A 21704-nucleotide genomic window follows, 5' to 3' on the forward strand; every position below is an offset into this window, starting at 1 on the left:
GAAGCCTCCAATGCACGCAGCACCTCGTGGGCGCGGCGGGTCACAGTGCCGGGCAGCCCGGCCAGCTTCGCCACCTCGATGCCGTAGCTGTCGTCGGCAGGGCCGCGGACGATGCGGCGGAGGAAGGTGATGTCCTCTCCCCGCTTTTTGACGGCGATGTTGTAGTTCTTGACCCCCTCGATGGACCCTTCCAAATCGGTCAGCTCGTGGTAGTGGGTGGCGAAAAGAGTCTTGCAGCCGAGGCCCTTGGCCGGGTCGGAGATGTGCTCCACCACGGCGCGGGCGATGCTCATGCCGTCGAAGGTGGAGGTGCCGCGGCCGATCTCGTCCAGCACGACGAGGCTCTTGGGGGTGGCGTTTTTCAGGATTTCGGCCACCTCAGTCATCTCCACCATGAAGGTGGACTGTCCGGCGGCGAGGTCGTCCGATGCGCCGATGCGGGTGAAGATGGCATCCACGACACCCACATGACAGCTGGACGCCGGGACGAAGGAGCCGATCTGGGCCATCAGCGCGATCAGCGCGTTCTGACGCATATACGTCGATTTGCCTGCCATATTCGGGCCGGTGATGATGAGGCAGCGGTCGGTGGTGCAGTTGAGCTTCGTATCGTTGGGCACGAAGAGGCTCCCCTTCAGCATCTGCTCCACCACCGGGTGGCGGCCCTCGGTGATGGTCAGCTCGTCGCTGTCGTCCACCACGGGGCGGCAGTAGTTGTTCTCTGCCGCCACCTGCGCCAGCGCCGCCAGCACATCCAGCTCGGCCACGGCGTTGGCCGTCCGCTGGATGCGGTCGAGCTGACCGCCGATCTTTTCCAGCAGCTCAGCAAAGAGCCGGTGCTCCAGTGCGATAAGGCGCTCGTGTGCGCCGAGGATCTTGTTTTCCAGCTCCTTCAGCTCCTGCGTGATGTAGCGCTCGCCGGAGGTGAGGGTCTGTTTGCGGATGTAGGTCTCGGGGACCATCTGCTTATAGGAGTTGCTGACCTCGATGAAGTAACCGAAGACGTGGTTGTAACCGATCTTCAGCTTGGGGATGCCCGTCTCCTGCCGCAGGCGCGTCTCCAGCTGGGCGAGGACGCCCTTGGTGTTGTCGCGGATGGAGCGCAGCTCATCCACCTCAGAGTGGTAGCCCTTGGCGATGACGCCGCCGTCCTTCAGGGTGGAGGGGGCATCCGGGTCGATGGCTGCGAGGATGGCCGTTTTGACGTCGTCCAGCAGATCGATCTGGCCTGCAAGGGCGGTCAGCTCAGGGCAGCCGCAGCTCTCGGCCTGCGCCCGCAGGTCAGGCAGGCGCTCACAGGTTTGGGCCATCGTGTAGATCTCCTTGGGCGTGGCCGAACCATAGACCGCACGGGTCATGAGGCGCTCGAGGTCGGCGATGTAGTGGAGCTGCTCGATGAGGTCGCCCCGCTGCATGGTCTGGTTCACGAGGCTCTCTACCGCGCTGAGGCGGCGGTTGATGGCAGCGCTGGACACCAGCGGCTGCTCGATCCAGCTGCGCAGCATCCGCTTGCCCATGGCAGTGCTGGTCTTGTCCAGTACCCAGAGCAGCGTCCCCCGCTTTTCGCGGCCCCGCAGCGTCTCAGTCAGCTCAAGGTTGGCCCGTGTGACCGGCGACAGGCTCATGAACTGAGCCTCGTTGTAGGTGATGACCGTCTTGAGCCGCTCGACGCCCTTGATCTGGGTATCGTGGAGATATTCCAGCAGCGCCGCCATCGCAAAGCGGACGAGACCGTCCTCGGCCATACCGGTCTTGGCAGGCCAGTCGCGGCCAAACTGGTTCTCGAGGGCGATGGAGACGAGGCCCGGGGCATACCGTTCCTCCTCCACCAGCTCGACGGCGCAGTTCATGTTCTTTTTGAGGTAGGCGGTGATCTCCCGGCAGTCCAGCAGACCCGGGTTCATCAGCACCTCGCTGGGGTGGTAGCGGCAAAGCTCTGCGATGACCGCCGGGGCGATCTTTTCCCGCTTCAGCTCGGTGATGTGGGCCGTGCCGGTGGAGATGTCAGCAAAGCAGAGGCCCGCCGCACCGCCCTTCAGGAAGATGCTGGCGATGTAGTTGTTCTTGTCATCCTGAAGCATACTGCTCTCGATGACAGTGCCCGGCGTGACCACCCGGATGATGTCCCGCTTGACGAGGCCCTTGGCCTTGGCAGGGTCTTCCACCTGCTCGCAGATGGCGACCTTATAGCCCTTTGCGATGAGGCGGGCCACATAGCCCTCGTAGCTATGGAAGGGCACGCCGCACATGGGCGCACGTTCCTCGAGGCCGCACTGCTTGCCCGTAAGGGTCAGGTCCAGCTCCCGCGAGGCCGTGAGCGCATCGTCGAAGAACATCTCGTAGAAATCGCCGATGCGATAGAAAAGGATCTCGTCCTTATGTTGTTTTTTTATCTCAAGATATTGCTGCATCATGGGCGAAAGCTCTGCCATGACCGTTCACCTTCCTCCCCTTGTTGTCGCGTGGGTGTGGGTTTGGCATCCAAAACCGTCTTTTGCAAGCAAAACGCGGCCCTGCATTGCACAGCCGCGTTTTGTAAGCCTTGGATGGGGATGCCTTTAGTGGCAGCCGCCGCAGGTGGAGCAGCTGCCGGTGCAGGAAGCGGAAGGCTCCTGCACAGTCATGGGGTCGCCGCCGTTCATGGCGGTGTTGATGATGGCGTCGATATAGTTCACGAGGTTCTCGCAGTCACGCTTGGCCTCGTTGTAGGCCACCATGCCCTCGTCGGCCATGATCTTGCCGTAGAGGTCGTTCACCTTCTCGTTCAGCTCGGCGATGCGTGCATCGCTGCGCTCGGTCTTGCCGATCTCGTTGTTCAGGTCCATCCGGGCCAGATTGAACTCGCCGATGAGGTTCTGCAGCTCCTCGTCCTTATCGTTCATCTTGCGGGCCTGATCCATGGCCAGATAGCGGGGGTCGGTCTGAAGTGCCATCGCGGCACGCTTGAAGAGGTCGATGCAATCCATTGTAATAGTCTCCTTTTTTCCTGTGTTCTATATTCTATTAGGGTGTATCTGAAAAGTCGAAAATTTAGTCTATTTCTACAAGCACAGCTGGATTTTGCGTTAAACAGCCTTGAAATCCACAAAGGATTCCTGCGGCTATTTGCCTTAAATCCCGCTTGTGCTTGCGAAATATTCGTCATTTTCTTTGTTTTCAGATACACCTTAGGATAGTATATCCAGAATATCGTTATTCGGTCAGCTCGCCCAGCAGGACGGTGGCGCGGGCATCCGTGAGATGCACCATCGCATAGCTGCCCATGAGGGCCGGGTCGGCCTTGAACTCGACGGTGAGGTTGTTGTCGAGACGGCCCGAGAGGGTGCCTTCGTTCCGGCCATAGCCCTCCACGAGGACGCGGACGGTCTGGCCCACCTGCGCCTTGACGAGGGCCATCGCAATGTCGTCCTGCAGCTTCAGCAGGCGGGCCATCCGGTCGGTCTTCTCCTTGCGGGGGGTGGGGTCGGGCAGGTCGGCGGCCTTGGTGCCGGTGCGCTTGGAGTAGATGAAGGTGAACAGCTGCATATAGCCCACCTTCTGCACCAGCTCGAGGGTCTTCTGGAAGTCCTCCTCCGTCTCACCGGGGAAACCCACGATGATGTCGCTGGAGAAGGTGATGCCGGGGATCTTCTTCCGGGCGTACTCGATCAGCTCCAGATAGTGCTCCACGGTATAGTGGCGGTTCATCTGGATCAGCAGCCGGTCCGAGCCGCACTGCACCGGCAGGTGCAGGTGCTTGCAGATCTTCGGCTGCGCCGCGATGGTGTCGATGAGCTTGAGGCTGGCATCCTTCGGGTGGCTGGTCATAAAGCGGATGTGATAGTCCCCCGGGACGGTGCAGAGCAGGTTCAGCAGGTCGGAAAAATCCACCTGCTCTTCAAGGCCCTTGCCGTAGCTGTTGACGTTCTGGCCCAGCAGGGTGATCTCCTTGTAGCCTGCCTCTACGAGGCCCTTGAACTCGGCGAGGATGTCGCCGGGCTTCCGGCTCTTTTCGCGGCCGCGGACGTAGGGCACGATGCAGTAGGTGCAGAAGTTGTCACAACCGTACATGATGGGCAGCCATGCGCGGAACTCGCTCTCGCGGCGGATGGGGATATTCTCCACGATGACGGGGCGCTGGGCCGGCTCCATCAGCACCCGCTTGTGCTTTTGCAGCTTCTGGGCGATGAGCTGGGGCAGGGTATCGATGCCGTCCACGCCGAAGACGAGGTCAACGTAGGGGTAGCTCTGGCGCAGCTTCTCCACGACGTGCTTCTGGTTGGCCATGCAGCCGCAGAGTCCGATGATGAGGCCGCGCTTTTTCTCCTTCAGGCCCTTGAGGGCGCCCACATTGCCGAAAACGCGCTGCTCGGCGTGCTCACGGACGGCACAGGTGTTGAAGAGGATGAGGTCGGCATCCTCGGGCTTGTCGCACAGGCCGTAGCCGATGTCCATCAGCACGCCCTTGATGCGCTCGCCGTCGTTGACGTTCTGCTGACAGCCGTAGCTGTGGACGAAGGCCAGCGGCGGGGTGTCGTAGGCCAGCTTGACCAGCTCAGCCGCCGCGTTGTTATGTTCAAATGCTATGTACTCCAATGGAACCATCCTTCTCTGCCGCCGCGCACCGGCGGCAGACATCGTTATACTATAAAAAGCTCCTTATAGTATACCCTTTTTGGCCTTGGAGGGCAAGAGCTTATTTTTACTGTGCCTGCTTGGCGGCGCAGGCCTCGCACAGGCCGAACAGCACCACAGCGCAATCCTCCACGACGCCCTTCTGGTGGCGCACCAGCTTCATCACCTGCTTTTCGTCCACGTCGGCGTCCACGACACCGCCGCAGCAGTTGCAGTAGAGGTGGCTGTGCCAGCACAGCGTGTGGTCGAAGCGGTCGGCCTTGCCCGGGATGGAGACGCGGCGGACGCGGCCCGCTTCCACGAGGCTGTTGAGGTTGCGGTAGACGGTGCCGAGGCTCAGGCCGGGGCACTCCCTGGCCGCAAGGTCAAAAATCTCTTCTGCGGTGGGGTGGTCGCACAGCTGCTCCACCTTCTGCAATACCAGCTCGCGCTGCTTGGAATAACGCATGGTCTTTCTCCTCTTTCTTATCGTTTTGGGGCCGGATCAAGGCCGGGGTCAGAGCTTGTCCTCCCCCTTGATCTTTGCCCAGTAGGCCCGGGCAGCCTGTTCGGTGCGGTTGTCTCCGAACGTATAGTATTTTACATCCTTGAGCACATCCGGCAGATACTGCTGCTCGACCCAGTGGTTCTCAAAATCGTGGGCGTACTTGTAGTTCTGGCCCTTGACTGCCGCATCCTCGCCGTCGAAGTGCTTGTTCTGGAGCTGGCGCGGGATGGGGCCGGTGCGGCCCGCCTGCACGTCGGCGATGGCGGCGTTGATGGCGTCGTAGGCGCTGTTGGACTTGGGGCTGGTGGCCACGAGGATGACGGCATCCGCCAGCGGGAGACGGGCTTCGGGCAGGCCCACCATGTTGGCGGCGTCCACCGCCGCCTTGACGATGGGGATGATCTGCGGGTATGCGAGGCCCACATCCTCACAGGCGCAGACCATGAGGCGTCGGCAGGCCGAGGGCAGGTCGCCTGCTTCCAGCAGACGGGCCAGATAGTGGAGGGCGGCGTTGGGGTCAGAGCCTCGCATGGACTTCTGGTAGGCTGAGACGATGTCGTAGTGGTCGTCGCCGTCCCGGTCGTACCGCATGGCGGTGCGGCGGGTGACCTGCTGCACCATCCCGAGGGTGACGTGCTTGCCTCCCTCATCCACAGGGGCCGCCGTCACCACGAAATCGAGGCATCCCAGCGCCTTGCGCAGATCGCCCCCCGCGCTCTCGGCAAGGTAGGCACAGGCGTCCTCGTCCATCGTCACGGGCTGCGGCTCGGACGCCGAGAGCTTTTTCAGAGCGTTGCGGATGCCCCGCTCCACATCGGCGGCAGAGAGGGACTTGAACTCGAACACGGTGCAGCGGGACAGCAGCGCATTATAGATGTAAAAGTAGGGGTTCTCCGTCGTGGAGGCGATGAGGGTGACAGAGCCGTCCTCGATGCACTCCAAGAGGCTCTGCTGCTGCTTTTTGTTGAGGTACTGTATCTCGTCGAGGTAGAGCAGGATGCCCCCCGCCCCGGCCAGTGTGCCGATGTCCTTCAGCACGGCCTTGATGTCGCCGGTGCCGCAGGAGGTGCCGTTGAGCTTATGGAGGGTCATCCCGCTGTTCTCAGCGATGATGCGGGCCACGGTGGTCTTGCCCGTGCCGGAAGGGCCGTAGAAGATCATGTTGGGGATGCGGCCGCTCTCGATGGTGCGGCGGAACACCTGCCCCTCGGCCAGAAGATGCTGCTGGCCGCAGACATCGGCCAGCGTTTTGGGGCGCAGACGCTGCGCCAGCGGTTCGTTCATGGGTCTTCCCTCCAAGCATAGGATGCGGTTCGTTCTTTTTTCTAGTATAGCGCATTTTACACGCCGGGGCAAGAGAAATAATAAAAATGATTCTCAGATAATCCGCAAAGGATTTACAAATTTCGCAAAACGTGATATGCTTGTACCATTCCAGTCAAGAATCGAGGGAGAGCGTATGCGCGGAAAGACCGCTGCCGCCGAAGACCTGACGGCCAAGAAGGAACTGGCGCTGGAGGTCATCCGGCGGCTCAAGGCCGAATACCCCGACGCAGGCTGTACGCTGGACTACGACCATGCGTGGCAGCTTCTGGTAAGCGTCCGGCTGGCGGCCCAGTGCACCGATGCCCGGGTGAACGTGGTGGTGCAGGACCTGTTTGAAAAATATCCGTCGGTGGCCGCGCTGGCCGAAGCCGAGCCGGAGGACATCGAGGCCATCGTCAAGCCCTGCGGTCTGGGCCGCAGCAAGGCCCGGGACATCTCGGCCTGTATGCGCAGGCTCCGGGACGACTACGGCTGCAAGGTGCCCACCACCTTCGACGAGCTGCTGGCTCTGCCCGGCGTGGGCCGCAAGAGCGCCAACCTCATCATGGGCGATGTGTTCGGCAAGCCCGCCATCGTCACCGACACCCACTGCATCCGGCTGTGCAACAAGATCGGCCTCGTGGATGGCATCAAGGAGCCGCAGAAGGTGGAGATGGCCCTGTGGAAGATCATCCCGCCCGAGGAGGGCAGCGACCTGTGCCACCGCTTCGTGATGCATGGCCGCGCCGTCTGCAACGCCCGGAAGCCCGAATGCGAAAAGTGCTGTCTCTCTGACATCTGCCGCTATGCGCGGGAAGAAGCGGCATCCATTGGATAAAGCAAGGAGGTTTTGCTTATGTTCACTCTGACGATCTTACTTATCCTCGCCGTTATGGTCGCCCTGTTCGGCTGCCTGATGGGGCTTTTTTCGATCATCGGCCTCTTCTTTTCCCTGCTGACCGGCATTCTGGTCGGCGCACTGGCCGGTTATCTTGCCAGCCGCTTTATGGACACGCAGACTTCGTTCCTGCGCAATGTCGTTCTGGGCGTTCTGGGCAGCTTTGTCGGCGAGTTTCTGTTCGGGATGTTCCACATCTACGCCACCGGCAGCTTCAGCTCCTTCGTCATCTCGGTCGTGGGCGCCTGTGTCTGCATCTGGATCGACAACAAGCTGTTCCACTGAGCCGTCTGTCTTGAAAAAGCCGCAGCTTTCGGGGGTGAAAGCTGCGGCTTTTTCGTTTCAGTGGAATCGAATGTCATTTTCCGGCAAACTATGCTATAATAAGCGTTGTGTTTGAAATTGGAAAGGAGCTTTTCTCATGGAAACAACGCATGAGTCGTCGAGACAGACCCTCCGCTCCGCACAGCCCTCCAAGCCCTACGCATTCAGCCGCAAGGTGTTCTGCGAGGGGATGCGGGACGGTGTGCCCATTGCGCTGGGATATTTTGCGGTGTCCTTCTCGCTGGGCATCGCGGCCCGGACGGCGGGCTTCACGCCCCTGCAGGGCTTCGTGGCCAGCCTGCTCAACAACGCTTCGGCCGGCGAGTACGCCGCCTTCGCCCTCATCGCCAGCGGTGCGACCTATCTGGAAGTGGCCATCATCACCCTCATCGCCAACGCCCGCTATCTGCTGATGAGCTGTGCGCTGGCCCAGCGGTTCGCCCCGGGCACCCCCTTCTTCCACCGCCTCATCATCGGCTACGACGTCACCGATGAGCTGTTCGGCATCACCATCGCCCGGCCCGGCTACCTGAACCCCTTCTACACCTACGGCGCCATCGCGCTGGCCGCCCCGGCGTGGGCCTCGGGCACGGCGCTGGGCATCATCGCGGGCAATCTGCTGCCTCTGCGGGCCGTCAGCGCCCTCAGCGTGGCGCTCTACGGGATGTTCCTCGCCATCATCATCCCTCCGGCCCGGAAGGATAAGGTCGTCGCCGGGCTGGTGGTCCTCAGCTTCGCGCTGAGCTTCGTCTGCACCTACCTGCCGGGCATCTCCGCCCTTTCGGACGGCACCCGCACCATCCTTCTGACGGTGGCGATCTCCTGTGCCGGAGCGCTGCTGTTCCCCATCAAGACCCAGAGTGAGGAGGCTGAACAATGATCCGCAGCAACTGGCTTTACATCGCGGTGATGTTCGCGGTGTCCTACACCATCCGCATCCTGCCCCTGACCCTCATCCGCAAGCCCATCCGGAACCAGTTCATCCAGTCCTTCCTCTACTATGTCCCCTACGTCACGCTGGCGGTCATGACCTTCCCGGCCATCGTCAACGCCACCCAAAGCCCGGTGGCCGGTGCGGCAGCGCTGGTGGTGGGCATCGCTGCGGCATGGTACGGGGCCAGCCTGTTTCAGGTGTCGGTGGCCTGCTGTGCCGTCGTCTTTGTTCTGGAACTGTTCCTTGTCCGGTGAGGTGACGGTTCGATGAAAAAGATCCTCGTGACCGGCGCAGGCGGCTTCGTAGGCGCGCGCGTTCTGGAGATGTGGCGCGGCCGGTTCGAGCTTTCCGCCTTTCCGCCCGATTTTCTGCGCACCGCCGACGAGACCGCCGTGCGCCGCTTCATCACCGCAGAGCGCCCGGACGTCATCGTCCACACCGCAGCCCTCTCCAACACGCAGGTCTGCCAGCAGCATCCGGAGGAGTCCTTCCGGGCCAATGTCCTGCTGCCCGAGTGGGTGGCAGCGGCGGCAGCGGAGACCGGCGCAAAGCTGCTCTCCTTCAGCTCCGATCAGGTCTACGCAGGGGTGCAGCAGCCCGGGCCTCTGGCCGAAGCGCTGCCCCTCTCCCCCGCCAATGTCTACGGTCGGCATAAGCTCGAGTCCGAGGCGCGGGTGATGGCCTGCTGCCCGCACGCTGTGGCGCTCCGCTTACCGTGGATGTATGATCTCCCGGGCGGTCGGCTGCCCATCCGGGGCAATCTGCCGCTGAACCTTCTGCAGGCCGCGAAGACCGGCGAAGCGCTGCACTTTTCCCGCCGCGACCACCGGGGCGTGGGCTATGTGCGGGAGGTCATCGCAAACCTTCTCCCCGCGATGGCACTGCCCGGCGGCGTCTACAACTTCGGCAGCGGGAACGACAAGGATATGGTCGATACTGCGCTGTATTTCGCACACCTGCTCCAAGTGGATGTGCGCATCGAAGAAACGGACTTTGTCCGAAACCTCGTGATGGACGGGCAAAAGCTGCAAGAACACGGCATCGTGTTCCGGTCTACGCAGGGGGCATTCCGGCAGTGCCTTGCAGATCACGGGATGGATATTTGATACACAGATAGCAAAACAGGCTCTCCTTTCAGGAGAGCCTGTTTTGCTTATTTCCACAGTTGTTCTGCCACCAGCTCCAGCACACTTCCGGCGATGCAGCGGGCTTTGTCCGAGATGAGGAAGCAGTTTTCCAGCTCCTCGCGGCGAGGGTCCACGTCGGCCACCTTGAAGCCCATCGTGACGGGATGACCGTCCCGCAGCAGACCCCGCAGGATGCCCCCGATGCAGGTCGTGACCGGGGTGCGGGTGCCGTCAAAGGCCTCGATCTCGGCGATGACGTCGCCCGGCTCCACAACATCGCCGATGGCGCGCAGCTCATGGAAGATGCCTTCCCGCGCTGCGCGGACGACCCGCTCTGCGCTGTAGCCGCCGATGACGCCGGGGACGCCGGTGTTCGGGACGGCGATGCCCTCCCGGATGATGCGTCCCAGCCGATGGCCGCGCTTGGTCTCCACCACGAAATCAACGTCCTCCCCCGCAGTGAAGCCCGGGCCGAGGGCGATGGTCAGCGGGGCCATATCCCGCGTCGTGCCGAGATTTCTCTTCGCAAGGATGGCGTCCACGACAACGGCGGGCCGCACCTGCGGGATCAGCGCTCCCTTCGGGTCCACCATCACCGGCACATCGCCGCGGCACCAGACGACCACGGCCTCGTCCAGCGTCTGCACGAGGGTGGCGCGCATCCCTTCTACGACCGCCTCGCCCTGATAGACGGCCTCGCTTACCGAGACCTGACGGCGGATGGCGGCGGGCTGTTCCGCTTCCAGCACGAGCACCTTCAGCCCCGCCGACCACAGCCGGTGGATGGTGCCGGTGGCAAGGTCGCCGCCGCCCCGCACAAGGATGACTTCATCACGCTTCATCGCTCTTTTCCTCCTTGAGCAGCTGCAAAAATACCTTCATGGAACCGCCGCAGGCTGCAAGCGCCGCGTCGTCCTCCTGTGCGCTGGCCGAATACTCCGCCAGCTGACAGGGTGCGGCCTCGCCTGCCTGCATTTTTGATGCAAGCTGTTGGATGCGGTACTCCATGATGCCGCCGCCCACGCTGCCGACGCACTTCCCGTCCGGCAGCATCAGCATCTTTGCGCCCACCTCCCGGGGGGTCGAGCCGTGGCGGGAAACGATGGTCACGAGGACGGGGGGCGTCTCCTGCCCGGCGCAGGCGTCCAGCGCGTTCAACAGGGCGGGCGGGAAGCCCTCGGTCTGCTGACGGCTGTTTTTCACTTGGACGATCTCGGCAAGGATGGACAGGGCGATCTCCTGCGCGGTCTGGCCTCCGATGGCAAGGCCGATGGGGGCATGGAGCCCCTCGACCCCCACGGGGTCGGCCCCGGCCTCGGTGAGCTGACGGCGGACGAGGGCCGCGCGGCTCCTGCTGCCCAGCATACCGACGTAGGCAGATCGTTTTTTGCATATCTCCGTGAGGCATTCCACGTCGAAGGCGTGGGCACGGGTAGCTACGACAAAGTAGGTCTCCGCGCTGCCCTCCACCCGAGCGAGGCTCTCCGCATAGGGGCCGCAGAGCACCGTTTCCGCCCCGGCACGGCGGAGGGCGTCGGCGTAGTCGGGGCGCTCCTCCAGCCCGGTGACAGGCAGGCCCAGCATGACGGCCAGCCGGACGACGCTCTCGGCCACATGGCCTCCGCCGCAGAGGACAAGCCGGGGTGCACCGCCGAACTTTTCCACGAAGACACGCACGCCCTCCAGCGTCAGGAGGCCGCTGGCTCCGCACCCGGCCAGTGCCGGGAGATTCCGGGCCAGCAGACCCTCGGGCTTCGGGGGCCAGACCGGCACACCTTCACAGAGCAAAAGCCGCTGCCCCTGCTCGGGGCCTTCCAGCACAGATGCCAGAATATGCTGGCCCTGCGTGGTACGCAGCGCTTGTGCAAACTCACGAATCGACATAGAACTTCTCCTTATGGAGTTTTATTGCATGACCGGCGTTGCGGCGTCGTAGCCTGCACCGTCCAGCCGGGGGTTCCAAGCCTCCCAGTCCTCCGGCAGCATCCGCCAGCCGAGGCCGCAGCCCGCCGTGATCTCACCGGGCAGCGGGATGATGCGCCCCGGGATGCCCCGGGCGGCGCACTCCTTCTCCCAGCCCATCGCGCGGGCAGTAGAAGCAAAGGAAAGCACGATATATTGTCTCTTTTTTCGCATATCACAGTTCCTCAGCCAGTTCCTCGGCCAGCTGACAGACCGCCTCGGCGGCCTCGAGCACCTCGGCCTCGGTGTTCTGATGGGAAAAGCTGAACCGCACCATCCCCTGTTCCGCCGTGCCGAGGGCCTTGTGGATGAGGGGGGCACAGTGCGCCCCAGCCCGGACGCAGAGCTTATAGTCCTCCCAGAGGATGTCGGCGGCGCGGGCAGCGTCCTCTCCGCCAAAGTTCAGCGAGACGATGGGGGCACGGTCTGCCTCGGCGAAGCTGCCGTAGACCTTCACGCCGGGGGCATGGACGATCCGCTCATAGAACAGGTAAGTCAGGGCCAGCTCCTTTTCGTGCAAAGCCTCGACGCCCTGCGACAGAAGCCACTCCACCCCTGCCCCGAGGCCTGCGAGACCGGGGACGTTCAGAGTCCCCGCTTCCAGCGCCGTGGGCATCTGGGACGGGTGGGCCTCATCGAAGCTATGGATGCCGCTGCCACCCACCACAAGGGGACGGACGGCGAGGCCGGGCCGAACGTACAATCCGCCCGTGCCCTGTGGGCCGAGCAGTGCCTTGTGTCCGGTGAAGCAGAGGACATCCGCCCCCAGCGCCTGCACGTCGATGGGCCGCGCGCCTGCGGTCTGGGCCGCGTCCACGATAAGCGTAAGGCCGTGTTTTTTTGCAAAAGCGGAGACGAACGCAAGGTCGGTCAGGTTTCCGGTCACGTTCGAGGCGTGGGTCACGGCCACAAAGCGGGTGTTCGGGCGGAGAAGCCGTTCGAACTGGTCGTAGCGCAGCCGCCCGGCGTCGTCCACCTCCACGAAGCTGACCTGTGCCCCCTGCTCCCGCAGGCGGTAGAGGGGGCGCAGCACCGAGTTGTGCTCACAGACCGTCGTGATGACGTGGTCGCCGGGGCGGACAAGACCGGAGAGCGCCGTGTTCAGCGCCTGCGTCACGTTGGCCGCAAAGGCGATGCCGTCGGGGCTTTCGGCATGGAGAAGTGTTGCCAGTGCCTCCCGGGCACGGTAGACGAGGCGGGCCGCGTGAAGGGTCGGCTCATGGGCACCACGGCCCGGGTTTCCTCCATGGGCCAGTGCATCCAGCACAGCCTGCCCCACGCAGGGCGGCTTCTGAAGGGTAGTGGCGGCGTTATCAAGGTAGATCACGGCTTGACCACGTTCCCGGCAGTGAGCATTTTTTCTGCAATGACGTACATATTCGTCACACCGCCCACGGCCAGCTGCTCGGTCAGGCCGTAGAAGTTCAGGCAGGTGCCGCAGGTCAGGATCTCGACGCCCTCGGCCTCCAGTGCCTTGAGGTCATCCAGCATGGGCGAGCCTGCACAGGTGAGGTGAGCGCCGCCGTTGTAGAAGAGGATGGTCTTGGGCAGCTTGTCCTGCTGGGTCAGCGAAAAAACGAAGGCCTTCAGCAGGGTCTTGCCCAGCTCCTCCGCACCCTCTCCCATCTTGTCGGACGCGATGGCCACTACCGTGTCGGTGCGGGCGTCGGGGGTGCAGACCGGGGCTTCCGCCTCGGCCTCGACCGGCTCGCCCACCGTGAGGAGGACGCGGTACTCCCGCTCGCCCAGCTTCTCTGCGGTGGACTGGCAGCCCTTCTGTTTGGCCATTTTCGTCAGGTTCTGGACGGCGATCTCATTGTCCACCAGCACCTCCACCTCGCCTGCGCCAGCCAGCGCGGCAATGGCTTTCTTTGCCTTGACCACGGGCAGTGGGCAGGCGTCTCCTCTGGCATCCACTCTCAGCATAATTTTTCCTCTCTATCGTACGTTTTATCGCAAGGCTAGAAATTAGCGCAACCGTAACAGCATATCTGCGATATGCAAACCAATGTTGTTGCCGTTGCATTAAAAAATTGGTTTGCTATATTCCGGATAAGACACCAATATCTCGGTGTCCTGTCTCTCTGTGATCTCGCCCACGATGGCTGCGGGCAGGCCGACCCCCTTCAGCTCTGTCTCGAGCGGAGCCGCGTCCTCCGGCGCGACCGCCAGCAGCAGGCCGCCCGAGGTCTGAGGGTCGAAAAGGATCTCCTCCATGGCGAAGGGCACCCCCTCGAACCGGACGAAGGGGCCTGTGTGGTTGCGGTTTCGCTGACCGGCGGCGGTAAAAAGACAGTCGTCCGCTGCCTGCCACGCACCGGGCAGGACGGGCACGGCACTGGCGTCGATCCGGCAGGACAGCCGCCCGCCCATCATCTCGTGGAGATGGCCGAGGAAGCTGAACCCGGTGACATCGGTGGCGGCGTGGACGGCGTACCGGCGGCTGCATTCCGCCGCGGACTTGTTCAGGGTCGTCATGGAGGCCACCGCAGCGTCCATCGCGCCGGGGGCGGCCTCGCCCACCCGGTTGGCGGTGCAGATGAGGCCGACGCCCAGCGCCTTGGTCAGGATGAGCTTGTCGCCGGGCTTTCCGGTGTCGTTGGCGGTAAGGCGGCGGGGGTCTACGAGTCCGGTGACGGACAGGCCGTACTTCACGCCAGTGTCGGCGATGGAGTGCCCTCCCGCGAGGATGCCCCCCGCTTCGGCCACCTTTTCCGCGCCGCCGCGCAAGATCTCGCCGAGGACGTTCAGGTCCATGCTCTCCGGGAAGCAGACAAGGTTCAGCGCGGTCTTCACCTCGCCGCCCATGGCGTAGACGTCGCTGAGGGCGTTCGCCGCTGCGATCTGCCCGAAGGTGTAGGGGTCGTCCACCATGGGCGGAAAGAAGTCCACCGTCTGCACCAGCGCGATCTCGTCGGTGATGCGGTAGACGGCAGCGTCGTCCCGGCTGTCATAGCCCACCAGAAGGTTCGGGTCCGGCTCGCCCCGGGGCAGTTTTTCCAGAATATGGCTCAGCACTCCTGCGCCGAGCTTGGCGGTACAGCCGCCGCCCGTGCAGAAGATGATTTTATCCTCCTGCGCCATCAGGCCCTCTCTCCTTCCTCAAAATGGGTCAAAAATCCCGATGCATTGTAGGTTTCTTTCAGAATCGCCAGCGTTCTCTCCCCCGCTGCGCGGCGCGGGGCGTCGTCGGCCTGATTGAGGATGACATAAAATGCCCGGGTGCCGACATTCTTTCTCCCGCCTGCGCCGCTTGCCAGCAGCTTTGCCAGCCGCTCAGACGTCAGAGAGGCTTCGGGCGGCACGCCCAGCAGGGCGCAGGCCGCATCCAGCCGGAAGCAGACCTCCGCGAGGGGCCTGCCCAGAGCCGACAGCCCGGCCACGGCCAGCACGATGTCGCTTTCGGGCAGGAGCACCGGCTCATGGGCCGCCGGGGCCTTGCAGGGGCGATGCTTCGCGCCGTCGGCTTCGAGAAGGACGGTATCGGCCCCGGCCATCCATCCGGACAGGCCGGGCGGCTGGGTCAGCTTGCCGTTTTCGGCGGGCGAACCCGCCACGGCATAGGTCCCGGCCTGCCAGAGGGCATCCCGCACGGCTTCATCGAGGGCATAATTCACGCTGGGGCGCTGGATGTGGGTGGTGGTGGAGACCAGCACCCTCTGCCCCTCGGCGGCGCAGAGGCGGGCCATCCCGTAAAGAAGCGTTGTCTTTCCGCCGCCCCCCACGAGGGAGACGACATGGCCCTTCTCCCGCAGGAAGGGCAGCGCTTCGAGGCCGTTCATCAGACTTCGCCTGCTTGTTCGGCCACAGCCATGGCGACCTTCTCGGGGGTGATGGGCAGCTCGTAGAAGCGGGTGCCGATGGCGTTGTAGATGGCGTCCGAGATGGCGGGCAGCGGGGTGTTGATGACCACCTCGCCGATGGATTTCGCGCCGAAGGGACCGTTCGGCTCATAGCTGTTCTCGAACTCGACCCGGATATGGCCCACGTCGGCGCGGGTGGGGATCTTGTACTGCATGAGCGAATTTTCCATGGGCCAGCCCCGCTGGTCGTAGGTGATGTTCTCGGTGAGGGTCATACCGATGCCCTGCAGCAGACCGCCCTCGGCCTGCACCCGGGTAAGGTTCGGGTTGATGGGGGTGCCGCAGTCCACGCAGGCGTCGAACTCCAGCAGCTTCACCTCGCCGGTCTCGGTGTCCACCTCTACCTCAGCCGCGCCCACCATATAGGGCGGAGGCGACAGGGGCGACATATGGGTCTCCGTGACCTCCAGCGGCACATCGTGGCCGAACATGGAGGCCGTGGCAATGTCGGCCAGCGGGACGCTCCGGGCGGGGTCGGCAGAGACAAACACCGTCTTACCGTCAAATTCCACGTCGCTCTCCCCACAGCCCAGCAGCTGCGCGCCAAGCTTGCAGATCTGACCGCGCAGCTTCAGGGCGCACTTTTCGACGGCCTTACCGGTGATGTAGGTAGTGCTGGACGCATAGGAGCCGGAGTCGTAGGGGGAGGTGTCGGTGTCGGCACCGTAGACGGTGATGTCGTCCATGCCGCATTCCAGCACCTCGGCGGCGATCTGGGCCAGCGTGGTGTCACAGCCGGTGCCCATATCGGCAGCGCCGATGAGGAGGGTATAGAAGCCCTCATCGTTGATCTTCAGGGTGGCGCTGCCCACGTCCATGCCGGAGATGCCGGAGCCTTGCATCGCCATGCCCATGCCGACGGCACGGATCTTCCCGTTGCCCATATCGCGGCGGGGGTACTTTTCGTCCCAGTTTATCATCTCGTGGACCTTCGCAAGGCACCGGTCGAGGGCGCAGCTGGTGTTCACCGCGCCGTAGTAGGCGGGCATGACCTGCCCCTCCTTCACGATATTCATTTCCCGGAGCTTGAAGGGGTCCATATGGAGCTTTGCGGCCAGCTCGTTGACGGCGGATTCCACCGCAAACAGGCCCTGCGTCGCACCATAGCCCCGGTAGGCACCCGCCGACATATGGTTGGTGTACACCACGTCATAGGTAAAGCGGAAGGCCTCGGCCCTGCCGTAGAGGGGGATGGATTTATGTCCCGAAAGGCCCACCGTCGTGGGGCCGTGCTCGCCGTAAGCGCCGGTGTTGGAGAGGGTGTAGAGGTCGAGGCCGCGGATGGTGCCGTCCCTGTCCGCGCCGAGGCGGAGGTGGATCTCCATCTCGTGGCGGGGGGTGGAGGCGATCTGGCTCTCCTCCCGGGTGAAGATGAGCTTGGAGGGCTTTTTGGTCTTCCACGTCACGAACGCCGGGTAGACCTCACAGACAGCGGTCTGCTTCGCGCCAAAGCCGCCGCCGATGCGGGGCTTGGTCACCCGCACCATGGACTTCGGGATGTGGAGGGCGTTGGCGATGATGCGGCGGGCGTGGAAGACGATCTGGGTCGAGCTGAGGACGTTCAGACGGCCATAGAGGTCGATGCTGCAATAGGTGCGGAAGGTCTCCATCATGGCCTGCTGGCAGGCTTTGGTGTGGTAGACATGGTCGATGACGATGTCACAGTCGGCCAGCACCCCGTCGATGTCGCCGTCGCTGCACTCGTCGTGGGCGCAGAGGTTGCGCTTGTTGTCCGCGCCCACGGGGCACAGGCTCTCCCAGTTGTCCTCGGGGTGGACGAGAATGGGGTTGTCCTTGGCGGTGTGATAGTCCAGCACTGGCTCCAGCACCTCATAGGTGACTTTTATCAGTTTCAGCGCCTTATCGACGCATTTGTCGTCCTTGCCCGCCACGATGGCCACAACGTCGCCCACGAAGCGGACGTGGCGGTCGATGAGGAGGCGGTCGTAGGGGCTGGCCTCCGGGTAGGTCTGGCCTGCCTGCGTGTAGCGGCGGGCGTCCTGCGGCACATCCTCCCATGTAAAGATGGCCTCGATGCCGGGCACCTTCTTGGCCACAGCGGTGTCGATGCTCTTCACGATGGCGTTGGCGTGGGGGGAGCGCAGGAGCTTGACGATGAGGCAGTCGGCGGGGACGAGGTCGTCCATATAGACGGGCTGGCCCGTCACCAGCTGCATGGCGTCCTTCTTGCGGAAGGGTCTGTTGACCGTATTCATTCTGCCGCCTCCTTCTTGGCTTTTTTCCATGCGAGGAAGTTCTGGATGCCCCGCAGCTGGCCCTCATAGCCCGAGCAGCGGCAGAGGTTTCCGGCGAGATATTCCTTGATCTCCTCCTCGGTGGGATATTCCTTCTCCCGGAAGAGGGCGAGGGCGTTCATGATGAAGCCCGGGTTGCAGAAGCCGCACTGCTCTGCACCCTGATCGGCGATGAAGGCGCCGAACTCGGCGGCTTCGTCCTGCAGGCCCTCGAGGGTGGTCACTCTGCGGCCGTCGGCCCGGACGGCGAGGACAGAGCAGGACAGCACCGGCTTGTCGTCGAGAAAGACGGTGCACAGGCCGCAGTTGGAGGTCTCGCAGCCCCGCTTGACGCTCAGGCAGCCGTGGCTGCGCACAAAGTCGATGAGCAGCGCGTCAGGCGCAACGTCGGCGGTGAGCTTCTTATTATTTAAGGTAAGTGTGATCTGCATGGTGTTCCCCTTCCTCAGCCTTCCAGACGGCAGACGGCGCGTTTGGTCAGCACGCCGGCCAGATGGCGGCGGTACGCGGCGCTGCCCCGGATGTTGCTTTCGGTCTTGATGTCTGCTTTCACCTCAGCGGCGAAGCGGGCGGCGAAGGCCTCGGCGGTCTCCCCTGCCTGCGGTGCGGCGGTGTAGAGCACGGCCTTGCCCGGGCGTGCGCCGAGGGCGGCGCGGATTCTGCCGTCGGCGAGGCGGGCGGCGGCGCAGGTCAGCACCGGGAAATCGGTCTGGCTGTTGCGCACCGACTGGTAGCAGAAGCGGGCGTGCTCCTTCGGCACGAGGACCCGCACGAGGATGTCCCGGTCATAGGGGCGCTGGGCATACTCCGAAAGGGGCACGACGCCGCCCTTGTACAGCTCCACCGAGGCGTTCAGCGCAAGGAAGATGGTCAGCACGTCCGAAAAGCCGAAGCGGCTGTAAAGGCTGCCGCCCACGGTGGCGAGGTTGCGCAGCTGGACGCCCACGATGTGGCGCACCGACTCCCGCACTGCGCCCTCGGTGTAGGCGGCGAGGCCCTCGTGCAGCTCGAGCTGGCGCAGCGTCACCATCGCACCGATGGCAAAGCCTTCCTCCGTCTCCTCGATGGTATCGAGGCCGAGGCCCGACAGGTCGATGGCAGTGCCCACATTGATGTTCTCCATCTTGAGCCAGATCATGCCGCCGAGGACACGGTTCTGCTTTTTCTGGTTGAGCTGCCACGCCTCCTCGAGACTTTCGGCCTTTTTGTATTCCCGAATGGTCATCATTTTGCTGTTTCCTCTCTTTTTTGGCCTTTTGCTTTTATTTTATCACAAAATCCGCTATAATGCCACTGTAGCGATTCAACTTTTCCATGCAGGGGAGGACGGGACGATGGAACAGACGAAGCAGGCGGCGGTGGGCTGCGTCATCATGGCGTCGGGGCGGGCGGTGCGCTTCGGCTCGGATAAGCTTCTGGCCGACTTCGGCGGCGCGCCCCTCATCGCCCGGGCGCTGGCCGTCACGGCCTCCCCCGCCCTTGCGGCCCGGGTGGTCGTCACCCGGTCGGCGGAGGTGGCACGTCTCGCCCGGGCGGCGGGCGCAAAGACCGTCCTCCACAGCCTGCCGGGCCGGAACGACACCGTCCGCCTCGGTCTCGATGCGCTGCTGGGCGAGTGCCCCGGCCTCGGGGGGTGCATCTTCCTGCCCGGCGACCAGCCGCTGCTGCGGCGGGAGAGCCTCGAGGCCATGGTGCGCGGCTTCCGCGCGCAAAAAGAAACAGAACGGGTCATCCTCCGTCTGGGCTGGCGCGCCGGGGGCGCAGAGCCTCTGCTGGGGAGTCCCGTCCTGTTCGGAAGCGGTCACTTCGACGCCCTGCGCGCCCTGCCCGAGGGCAAGGGCGGCGGCGCAGTCATCCGCCAGCACCCCGGCTGCGTCCGGGCCGTGTACGCCCAGAGCGCCGAGGAGCTGGAAGATGCGGATACGGTGGAGCGCTTAGAGGCGCTGAAGCGTTTCCTCTGAGCCGTCCAGCGCCTTTTTCAGGTTTGCCAGCACCTTCTCGCTCAGCAGCACGAAGGCCTGCTTGGTGCGTCCGGCCGAGACGCCCGGGCTGTGGACGTTGGGGCGGGCGAAGAAGCCCTCGCTCACCGGGCCGGCGGCGGCGTAGGTGTCGCAGAAGAAGTGGGTGCCGGGCTTGTCCAGCCACGCTTCGAGGGCGGCGGAGTCGAAGCCGGGGCCGATGGAGGTGTTGAAGAGGACCTTGCCCTCCCCCAGCGCCTCAAACTCCGGCCTGCCCAGCAGCAGGACGTTCTTGTTCAGGCAGGTAAAGACCACCTCGCTGTCCCGCAGAAGGGCTTCCAGAGGCTTGTACTTCATGCCCGCAGCCTCGGCGTCCGGCTTGCGGCTGCGGCTGTAATAAGAGATGTCCGCGCCGAGGAAGGCCAGCGCGTCGGCGATCATCCGGCCCGAGACGCCCAGACCCACGACGCCCACCCGGAGGCCGAAGATCTCCACCGGCTCGTCCCGGAGCATCGGCATCCCGAAGCCGTGGAGCAGGCCGGTCAGCTCGTGGAGGACATATTCCACCACGCCCCGGTCGCCGTAGTCCCGGATGCCCAGCACCCGGATGCCCTTTTCCCGGGCAAAGGCGATGTCCACGTTGGCGCTTTTCTCGGAGTAGAGGCTGCAGCACATCCCGATGTAGCGCAGATTGGGGCAGCGGGCGATGACGTCCCGGCCCATGCGGGAGGTATAGCTCAGGAGCACCGCGTCGGCGTCCCCGATGCGGCGGACGATCTCGTCCGCGTCGGCGGGGACGTCCCGGAAGAGCACGACCTCCCCAGCGTACTGATGCAGGGCCTCTTCCGCCGAGGGGATGAGGCTGACCGGCTCGATGGCGACCAGTTTCTGGAACATAGCGCTTTCCCTCCTTATTTAATAGAAGCAGACCGGCGAGGCGAGGTTGCGCAGCAGGGCCACGGCGCTCCACCCGGCGATGGCGCTGGTGGAGGAGCAGATGTCCACCACGGCCTTGACGCCCTCGATCTCAGCGGTGATGCAGTGGTCGTCGCCCACCCAGCCGGGGACGGAGTGCATGGTCACGCCGGTGACGTCCGGGCCGGTGGTGGCCAGCGAGGTGGCCACGGCGACGTTCACCCGACGGGGGAAGGTGGCGATGGCCTCCTTGGCACTGCCGGTGAAGACGGTGGTCTTTTCGGTGTCGGTCAGCAGGTGGTCGGCCCAGACAGGAGTGTTGCGGAAGCCCTTCGCGCCGGTGTGGGTCTCGATGCCGGCCTTTTCGTCCAGCTTCTGGGCCTCAGCCATGAGGGTGACGGTCTGCAATACGTCGAAGCCGCCGATGGCACCGCTGGCCAGATGCACCTTGGCCCCACCCTCCCGGGCCGCCTGCTTGACATCCTCGTAGAAAGCGAGGTCGGCGAACGCGCCGATGGACAGCACCACGAGGCTCACGCCCCGGCGCAGCACCGGCACCGCCATGGCCCGCACCGCCTCCACCGAGGCTGCCTCCATGATGTACTCCGGCTCCAGCGCCAGCAGGGCGTCCACGTCCGCGCAGGCCGCACAGCCCACGGCGGACGCCGTCTTCTCTGCCGAGGCGAAGGTGCGGCTGGTGACGCCCACCAGCTCGTAGTCCTCCAGCAGGCCCTTCTTCCATGCATCGGCCACAATGTTTCCGAGGAAGCCGCAGCCCACGATGCCAAATTTCGTTTTCATGATACCATTCTCCTTTTTCCCGCCCAGTCGGCGGGTTTTTCCTTTCCCAGTATACCATGTCTACCCCGGAAAAGCAAAAGTGGCGCTTCTTCTTCGCCAAAAGGCATTCTTTTGGACGGATCTTCTCCATTCACGCAGGAAACAGGGCGATTCGCGCAGGTTTTCTTGATTTTTCCCCGCAAATGTGGTACATTCAGGACAGTCAGATGTTCCCTGTTTTTACCATTTCTTTTCACCATTCAAAGGAGGTTTTTGTATGCT

24 protein-coding genes are annotated in these 21704 nt (G+C 63.7%); 7 read left to right on the plus strand and 17 right to left on the minus strand.

All coding sequences use genetic code 11. The features are described 5' to 3' along the window. The 5 genes from mutS to ACT8X9_RS08190 all read right to left on the minus strand — a co-directional run. Positions 1-2432 (minus strand): DNA mismatch repair protein MutS (gene mutS / locus ACT8X9_RS08170; RefSeq protein ID WP_444268674.1); only part of this gene is annotated, 2432 nt, incomplete at its 3' end. A 126-nt stretch (positions 2433-2558) separates the two neighbouring features. Further along, a complete protein-coding gene (locus ACT8X9_RS08175; RefSeq protein ID WP_227621107.1) occupies positions 2559-2966 on the minus strand; it encodes a YlbF family regulator in 408 nt (135 codons plus the stop codon). Positions 2967-3192: 226 nt separating this feature from the next. Beyond that, on the minus strand, positions 3193-4575 hold the full coding sequence (gene miaB / locus ACT8X9_RS08180; RefSeq protein ID WP_444268675.1) for a tRNA (N6-isopentenyl adenosine(37)-C2)-methylthiotransferase MiaB: 1383 nt from the start codon (positions 4573-4575) through the stop codon (positions 3193-3195). 106 nt (positions 4576-4681) lie between these two features. Then, a complete protein-coding gene (locus tag ACT8X9_RS08185; RefSeq protein ID WP_227621105.1) occupies positions 4682-5062 on the minus strand; it encodes a Fur family transcriptional regulator in 381 nt (126 codons plus the stop codon). A gap of 48 nt (positions 5063-5110) precedes the next feature. After that, positions 5111-6385 carry a replication-associated recombination protein A gene (locus ACT8X9_RS08190; RefSeq protein WP_444268676.1) on the minus strand — a complete coding sequence of 425 codons (1275 nt, stop codon included), beginning with the start codon at positions 6383-6385 and terminating at the stop codon, positions 5111-5113. Between the two features lie 175 nt (positions 6386-6560). Here ACT8X9_RS08190 and ACT8X9_RS08195 point away from each other — a divergent pair, with 175 nt between their 5' ends. The 5 genes from ACT8X9_RS08195 to ACT8X9_RS08215 all read left to right on the plus strand — a co-directional run bounded on the left by ACT8X9_RS08195 (position 6561) and on the right by ACT8X9_RS08215 (position 9668). Further along, positions 6561-7244 (plus strand): endonuclease III domain-containing protein, encoded by a 684-nt coding sequence (locus ACT8X9_RS08195; protein WP_412591181.1) that lies wholly within the window; start codon positions 6561-6563, stop codon positions 7242-7244. Between the two features lie 18 nt (positions 7245-7262). Then, complete coding sequence (locus ACT8X9_RS08200; RefSeq protein ID WP_444268677.1) at positions 7263-7589, plus strand: GlsB/YeaQ/YmgE family stress response membrane protein; 327 nt, start codon at positions 7263-7265, stop codon at positions 7587-7589. Positions 7590-7725: 136 nt separating this feature from the next. After that, positions 7726-8508 carry an AzlC family ABC transporter permease gene (locus ACT8X9_RS08205; RefSeq protein WP_444268678.1) on the plus strand — a complete coding sequence of 261 codons (783 nt, stop codon included), beginning with the start codon at positions 7726-7728 and terminating at the stop codon, positions 8506-8508. Continuing rightward, positions 8505-8816 (plus strand): AzlD domain-containing protein, encoded by a 312-nt coding sequence (locus ACT8X9_RS08210; protein WP_227621100.1) that lies wholly within the window; start codon positions 8505-8507, stop codon positions 8814-8816. Before ACT8X9_RS08205 ends, ACT8X9_RS08210 begins: the two co-directional genes overlap by 4 nt. Before the next feature lie 12 nt (positions 8817-8828). Next, positions 8829-9668 (plus strand): SDR family oxidoreductase, encoded by an 840-nt coding sequence (locus tag ACT8X9_RS08215; protein WP_444268679.1) that lies wholly within the window; start codon positions 8829-8831, stop codon positions 9666-9668. 47 nt (positions 9669-9715) lie between these two features. Here the strand turns inward: ACT8X9_RS08215 and yqeB are convergent, their stop codons facing one another. The 10 genes from yqeB to ACT8X9_RS08265 form a co-directional block, all read right to left on the minus strand. Next, positions 9716-10531: a selenium-dependent molybdenum cofactor biosynthesis protein YqeB gene (gene yqeB, locus ACT8X9_RS08220; RefSeq protein ID WP_444268680.1), complete on the minus strand. Its 816-nt coding sequence runs from the start codon at positions 10529-10531 to the stop codon at positions 9716-9718. Next, positions 10521-11573 (minus strand): XdhC family protein, encoded by a 1053-nt coding sequence (locus ACT8X9_RS08225; protein ID WP_444268681.1) that lies wholly within the window; start codon positions 11571-11573, stop codon positions 10521-10523. Before ACT8X9_RS08225 ends, yqeB begins: the two co-directional genes overlap by 11 nt. 21 nt (positions 11574-11594) lie before the next feature. Next, complete coding sequence (locus ACT8X9_RS08230) at positions 11595-11825, minus strand: DUF3343 domain-containing protein (protein WP_444268682.1); 231 nt, start codon at positions 11823-11825, stop codon at positions 11595-11597. A 1-nt stretch (position 11826) separates the two neighbouring features. Next, positions 11827-12978: an aminotransferase class V-fold PLP-dependent enzyme gene (locus tag ACT8X9_RS08235; protein WP_444268683.1), complete on the minus strand. Its 1152-nt coding sequence runs from the start codon at positions 12976-12978 to the stop codon at positions 11827-11829. Further along, entirely contained in the window at positions 12975-13577 is a 603-nt protein-coding gene (gene yedF / locus ACT8X9_RS08240; protein ID WP_249233058.1) for a sulfurtransferase-like selenium metabolism protein YedF, read from the minus strand. The genes ACT8X9_RS08235 and yedF overlap by 4 nt, the downstream gene beginning before the upstream one ends. A gap of 99 nt (positions 13578-13676) precedes the next feature. After that, positions 13677-14735, minus strand: coding sequence for a selenide, water dikinase SelD (gene selD / locus ACT8X9_RS08245; RefSeq protein WP_444268684.1), 1059 nt, complete (start codon positions 14733-14735; stop codon positions 13677-13679). Next, entirely contained in the window at positions 14735-15433 is a 699-nt protein-coding gene (gene yqeC, locus ACT8X9_RS08250; protein ID WP_444268685.1) for a selenium cofactor biosynthesis protein YqeC, read from the minus strand. Before yqeC ends, selD begins: the two co-directional genes overlap by 1 nt. After that, complete coding sequence (locus ACT8X9_RS08255) at positions 15433-17730, minus strand: xanthine dehydrogenase family protein molybdopterin-binding subunit (protein WP_444268686.1); 2298 nt, start codon at positions 17728-17730, stop codon at positions 15433-15435. Before ACT8X9_RS08255 ends, yqeC begins: the two co-directional genes overlap by 1 nt. Further along, positions 17727-18200 (minus strand): (2Fe-2S)-binding protein, encoded by a 474-nt coding sequence (locus ACT8X9_RS08260; protein ID WP_227621090.1) that lies wholly within the window; start codon positions 18198-18200, stop codon positions 17727-17729. The genes ACT8X9_RS08255 and ACT8X9_RS08260 overlap by 4 nt, the downstream gene beginning before the upstream one ends. A 14-nt stretch (positions 18201-18214) precedes the next feature. Continuing rightward, on the minus strand, positions 18215-18997 hold the full coding sequence (locus tag ACT8X9_RS08265; RefSeq protein ID WP_444268687.1) for an FAD binding domain-containing protein: 783 nt from the start codon (positions 18995-18997) through the stop codon (positions 18215-18217). 106 nt (positions 18998-19103) lie between these two features. Between ACT8X9_RS08265 and ACT8X9_RS08270 the strand changes: the two genes are divergently transcribed. Next, positions 19104-19730 (plus strand): nucleotidyltransferase family protein, encoded by a 627-nt coding sequence (locus ACT8X9_RS08270; RefSeq protein WP_444268688.1) that lies wholly within the window; start codon positions 19104-19106, stop codon positions 19728-19730. Here the strand turns inward: ACT8X9_RS08270 and ACT8X9_RS08275 are convergent. After that, the gene (locus ACT8X9_RS08275) at positions 19704-20624 is read right to left on the minus strand and encodes an NAD(P)-dependent oxidoreductase (protein ID WP_444268689.1); all 921 of its coding nucleotides are present in this window, start codon (positions 20622-20624) and stop codon (positions 19704-19706) included. The two genes, ACT8X9_RS08270 and ACT8X9_RS08275, sit on opposite strands and share 27 nt — an antisense overlap. 18 nt (positions 20625-20642) lie before the next feature. After that, positions 20643-21443: an aspartate dehydrogenase domain-containing protein gene (locus ACT8X9_RS08280; RefSeq protein WP_444268690.1), complete on the minus strand. Its 801-nt coding sequence runs from the start codon at positions 21441-21443 to the stop codon at positions 20643-20645. Between the two features lie 56 nt (positions 21444-21499). On the opposite strand from ACT8X9_RS08280, the gene ACT8X9_RS08285 reads away from it, so the two are divergent. After that, the coding region (locus ACT8X9_RS08285; RefSeq protein WP_444268691.1) for a hypothetical protein at positions 21500-21704 on the plus strand (205 nt) is incomplete at its 3' end.

Origin of the sequence: Faecalibacterium sp., assembly GCF_052358865.1 — a bacterium.
In the GTDB taxonomy this organism is placed as follows: domain Bacteria; phylum Bacillota; class Clostridia; order Oscillospirales; family Ruminococcaceae; genus Faecalibacterium; species Faecalibacterium butyricigenerans.

Excerpts from the sequence above, each read along its gene's own strand:
- ACT8X9_RS08210 (WP_227621100.1), top strand. The coding sequence starts at position 8,505 with ATGATCCGCAGCAACTGGCTTTACATCGCGGTGATGTTCGCGGTGTCC.
- ACT8X9_RS08265 (WP_444268687.1), bottom strand. The coding sequence starts at position 18,997 with ATGATGACCATTCGGGAATACAAAAAGGCCGAAAGTCTCGAGGAGGCG.
- ACT8X9_RS08200 (WP_444268677.1), top strand. The coding sequence starts at position 7,263 with ATGTTCACTCTGACGATCTTACTTATCCTCGCCGTTATGGTCGCCCTG.
- ACT8X9_RS08205 (WP_444268678.1), top strand. The coding sequence starts at position 7,726 with ATGGAAACAACGCATGAGTCGTCGAGACAGACCCTCCGCTCCGCACAG.
- yqeC (WP_444268685.1), bottom strand. The coding sequence starts at position 15,433 with ATGAACGGCCTCGAAGCGCTGCCCTTCCTGCGGGAGAAGGGCCATGTC.
- ACT8X9_RS08185 (WP_227621105.1), bottom strand. The coding sequence starts at position 5,062 with ATGCGTTATTCCAAGCAGCGCGAGCTGGTATTGCAGAAGGTGGAGCAG.
- yqeB (WP_444268680.1), bottom strand. The coding sequence starts at position 10,531 with ATGAAGCGTGATGAAGTCATCCTTGTGCGGGGCGGCGGCGACCTTGCC.
- ACT8X9_RS08255 (WP_444268686.1), bottom strand. The coding sequence starts at position 17,730 with ATGAATACGGTCAACAGACCCTTCCGCAAGAAGGACGCCATGCAGCTG.
- ACT8X9_RS08175 (WP_227621107.1), bottom strand. The coding sequence starts at position 2,966 with ATGGATTGCATCGACCTCTTCAAGCGTGCCGCGATGGCACTTCAGACC.
- yedF (WP_249233058.1), bottom strand. The coding sequence starts at position 13,577 with ATGCTGAGAGTGGATGCCAGAGGAGACGCCTGCCCACTGCCCGTGGTC.
- ACT8X9_RS08215 (WP_444268679.1), top strand. The coding sequence starts at position 8,829 with ATGAAAAAGATCCTCGTGACCGGCGCAGGCGGCTTCGTAGGCGCGCGC.
- ACT8X9_RS08195 (WP_412591181.1), top strand. The coding sequence starts at position 6,561 with ATGCGCGGAAAGACCGCTGCCGCCGAAGACCTGACGGCCAAGAAGGAA.
- ACT8X9_RS08275 (WP_444268689.1), bottom strand. The coding sequence starts at position 20,624 with ATGTTCCAGAAACTGGTCGCCATCGAGCCGGTCAGCCTCATCCCCTCG.
- ACT8X9_RS08190 (WP_444268676.1), bottom strand. The coding sequence starts at position 6,385 with ATGAACGAACCGCTGGCGCAGCGTCTGCGCCCCAAAACGCTGGCCGAT.
- ACT8X9_RS08225 (WP_444268681.1), bottom strand. The coding sequence starts at position 11,573 with ATGTCGATTCGTGAGTTTGCACAAGCGCTGCGTACCACGCAGGGCCAG.
- ACT8X9_RS08260 (WP_227621090.1), bottom strand. The coding sequence starts at position 18,200 with ATGCAGATCACACTTACCTTAAATAATAAGAAGCTCACCGCCGACGTT.
- ACT8X9_RS08270 (WP_444268688.1), top strand. The coding sequence starts at position 19,104 with ATGGAACAGACGAAGCAGGCGGCGGTGGGCTGCGTCATCATGGCGTCG.
- ACT8X9_RS08230 (WP_444268682.1), bottom strand. The coding sequence starts at position 11,825 with ATGCGAAAAAAGAGACAATATATCGTGCTTTCCTTTGCTTCTACTGCC.
- ACT8X9_RS08280 (WP_444268690.1), bottom strand. The coding sequence starts at position 21,443 with ATGAAAACGAAATTTGGCATCGTGGGCTGCGGCTTCCTCGGAAACATT.
- selD (WP_444268684.1), bottom strand. The coding sequence starts at position 14,735 with ATGGCGCAGGAGGATAAAATCATCTTCTGCACGGGCGGCGGCTGTACC.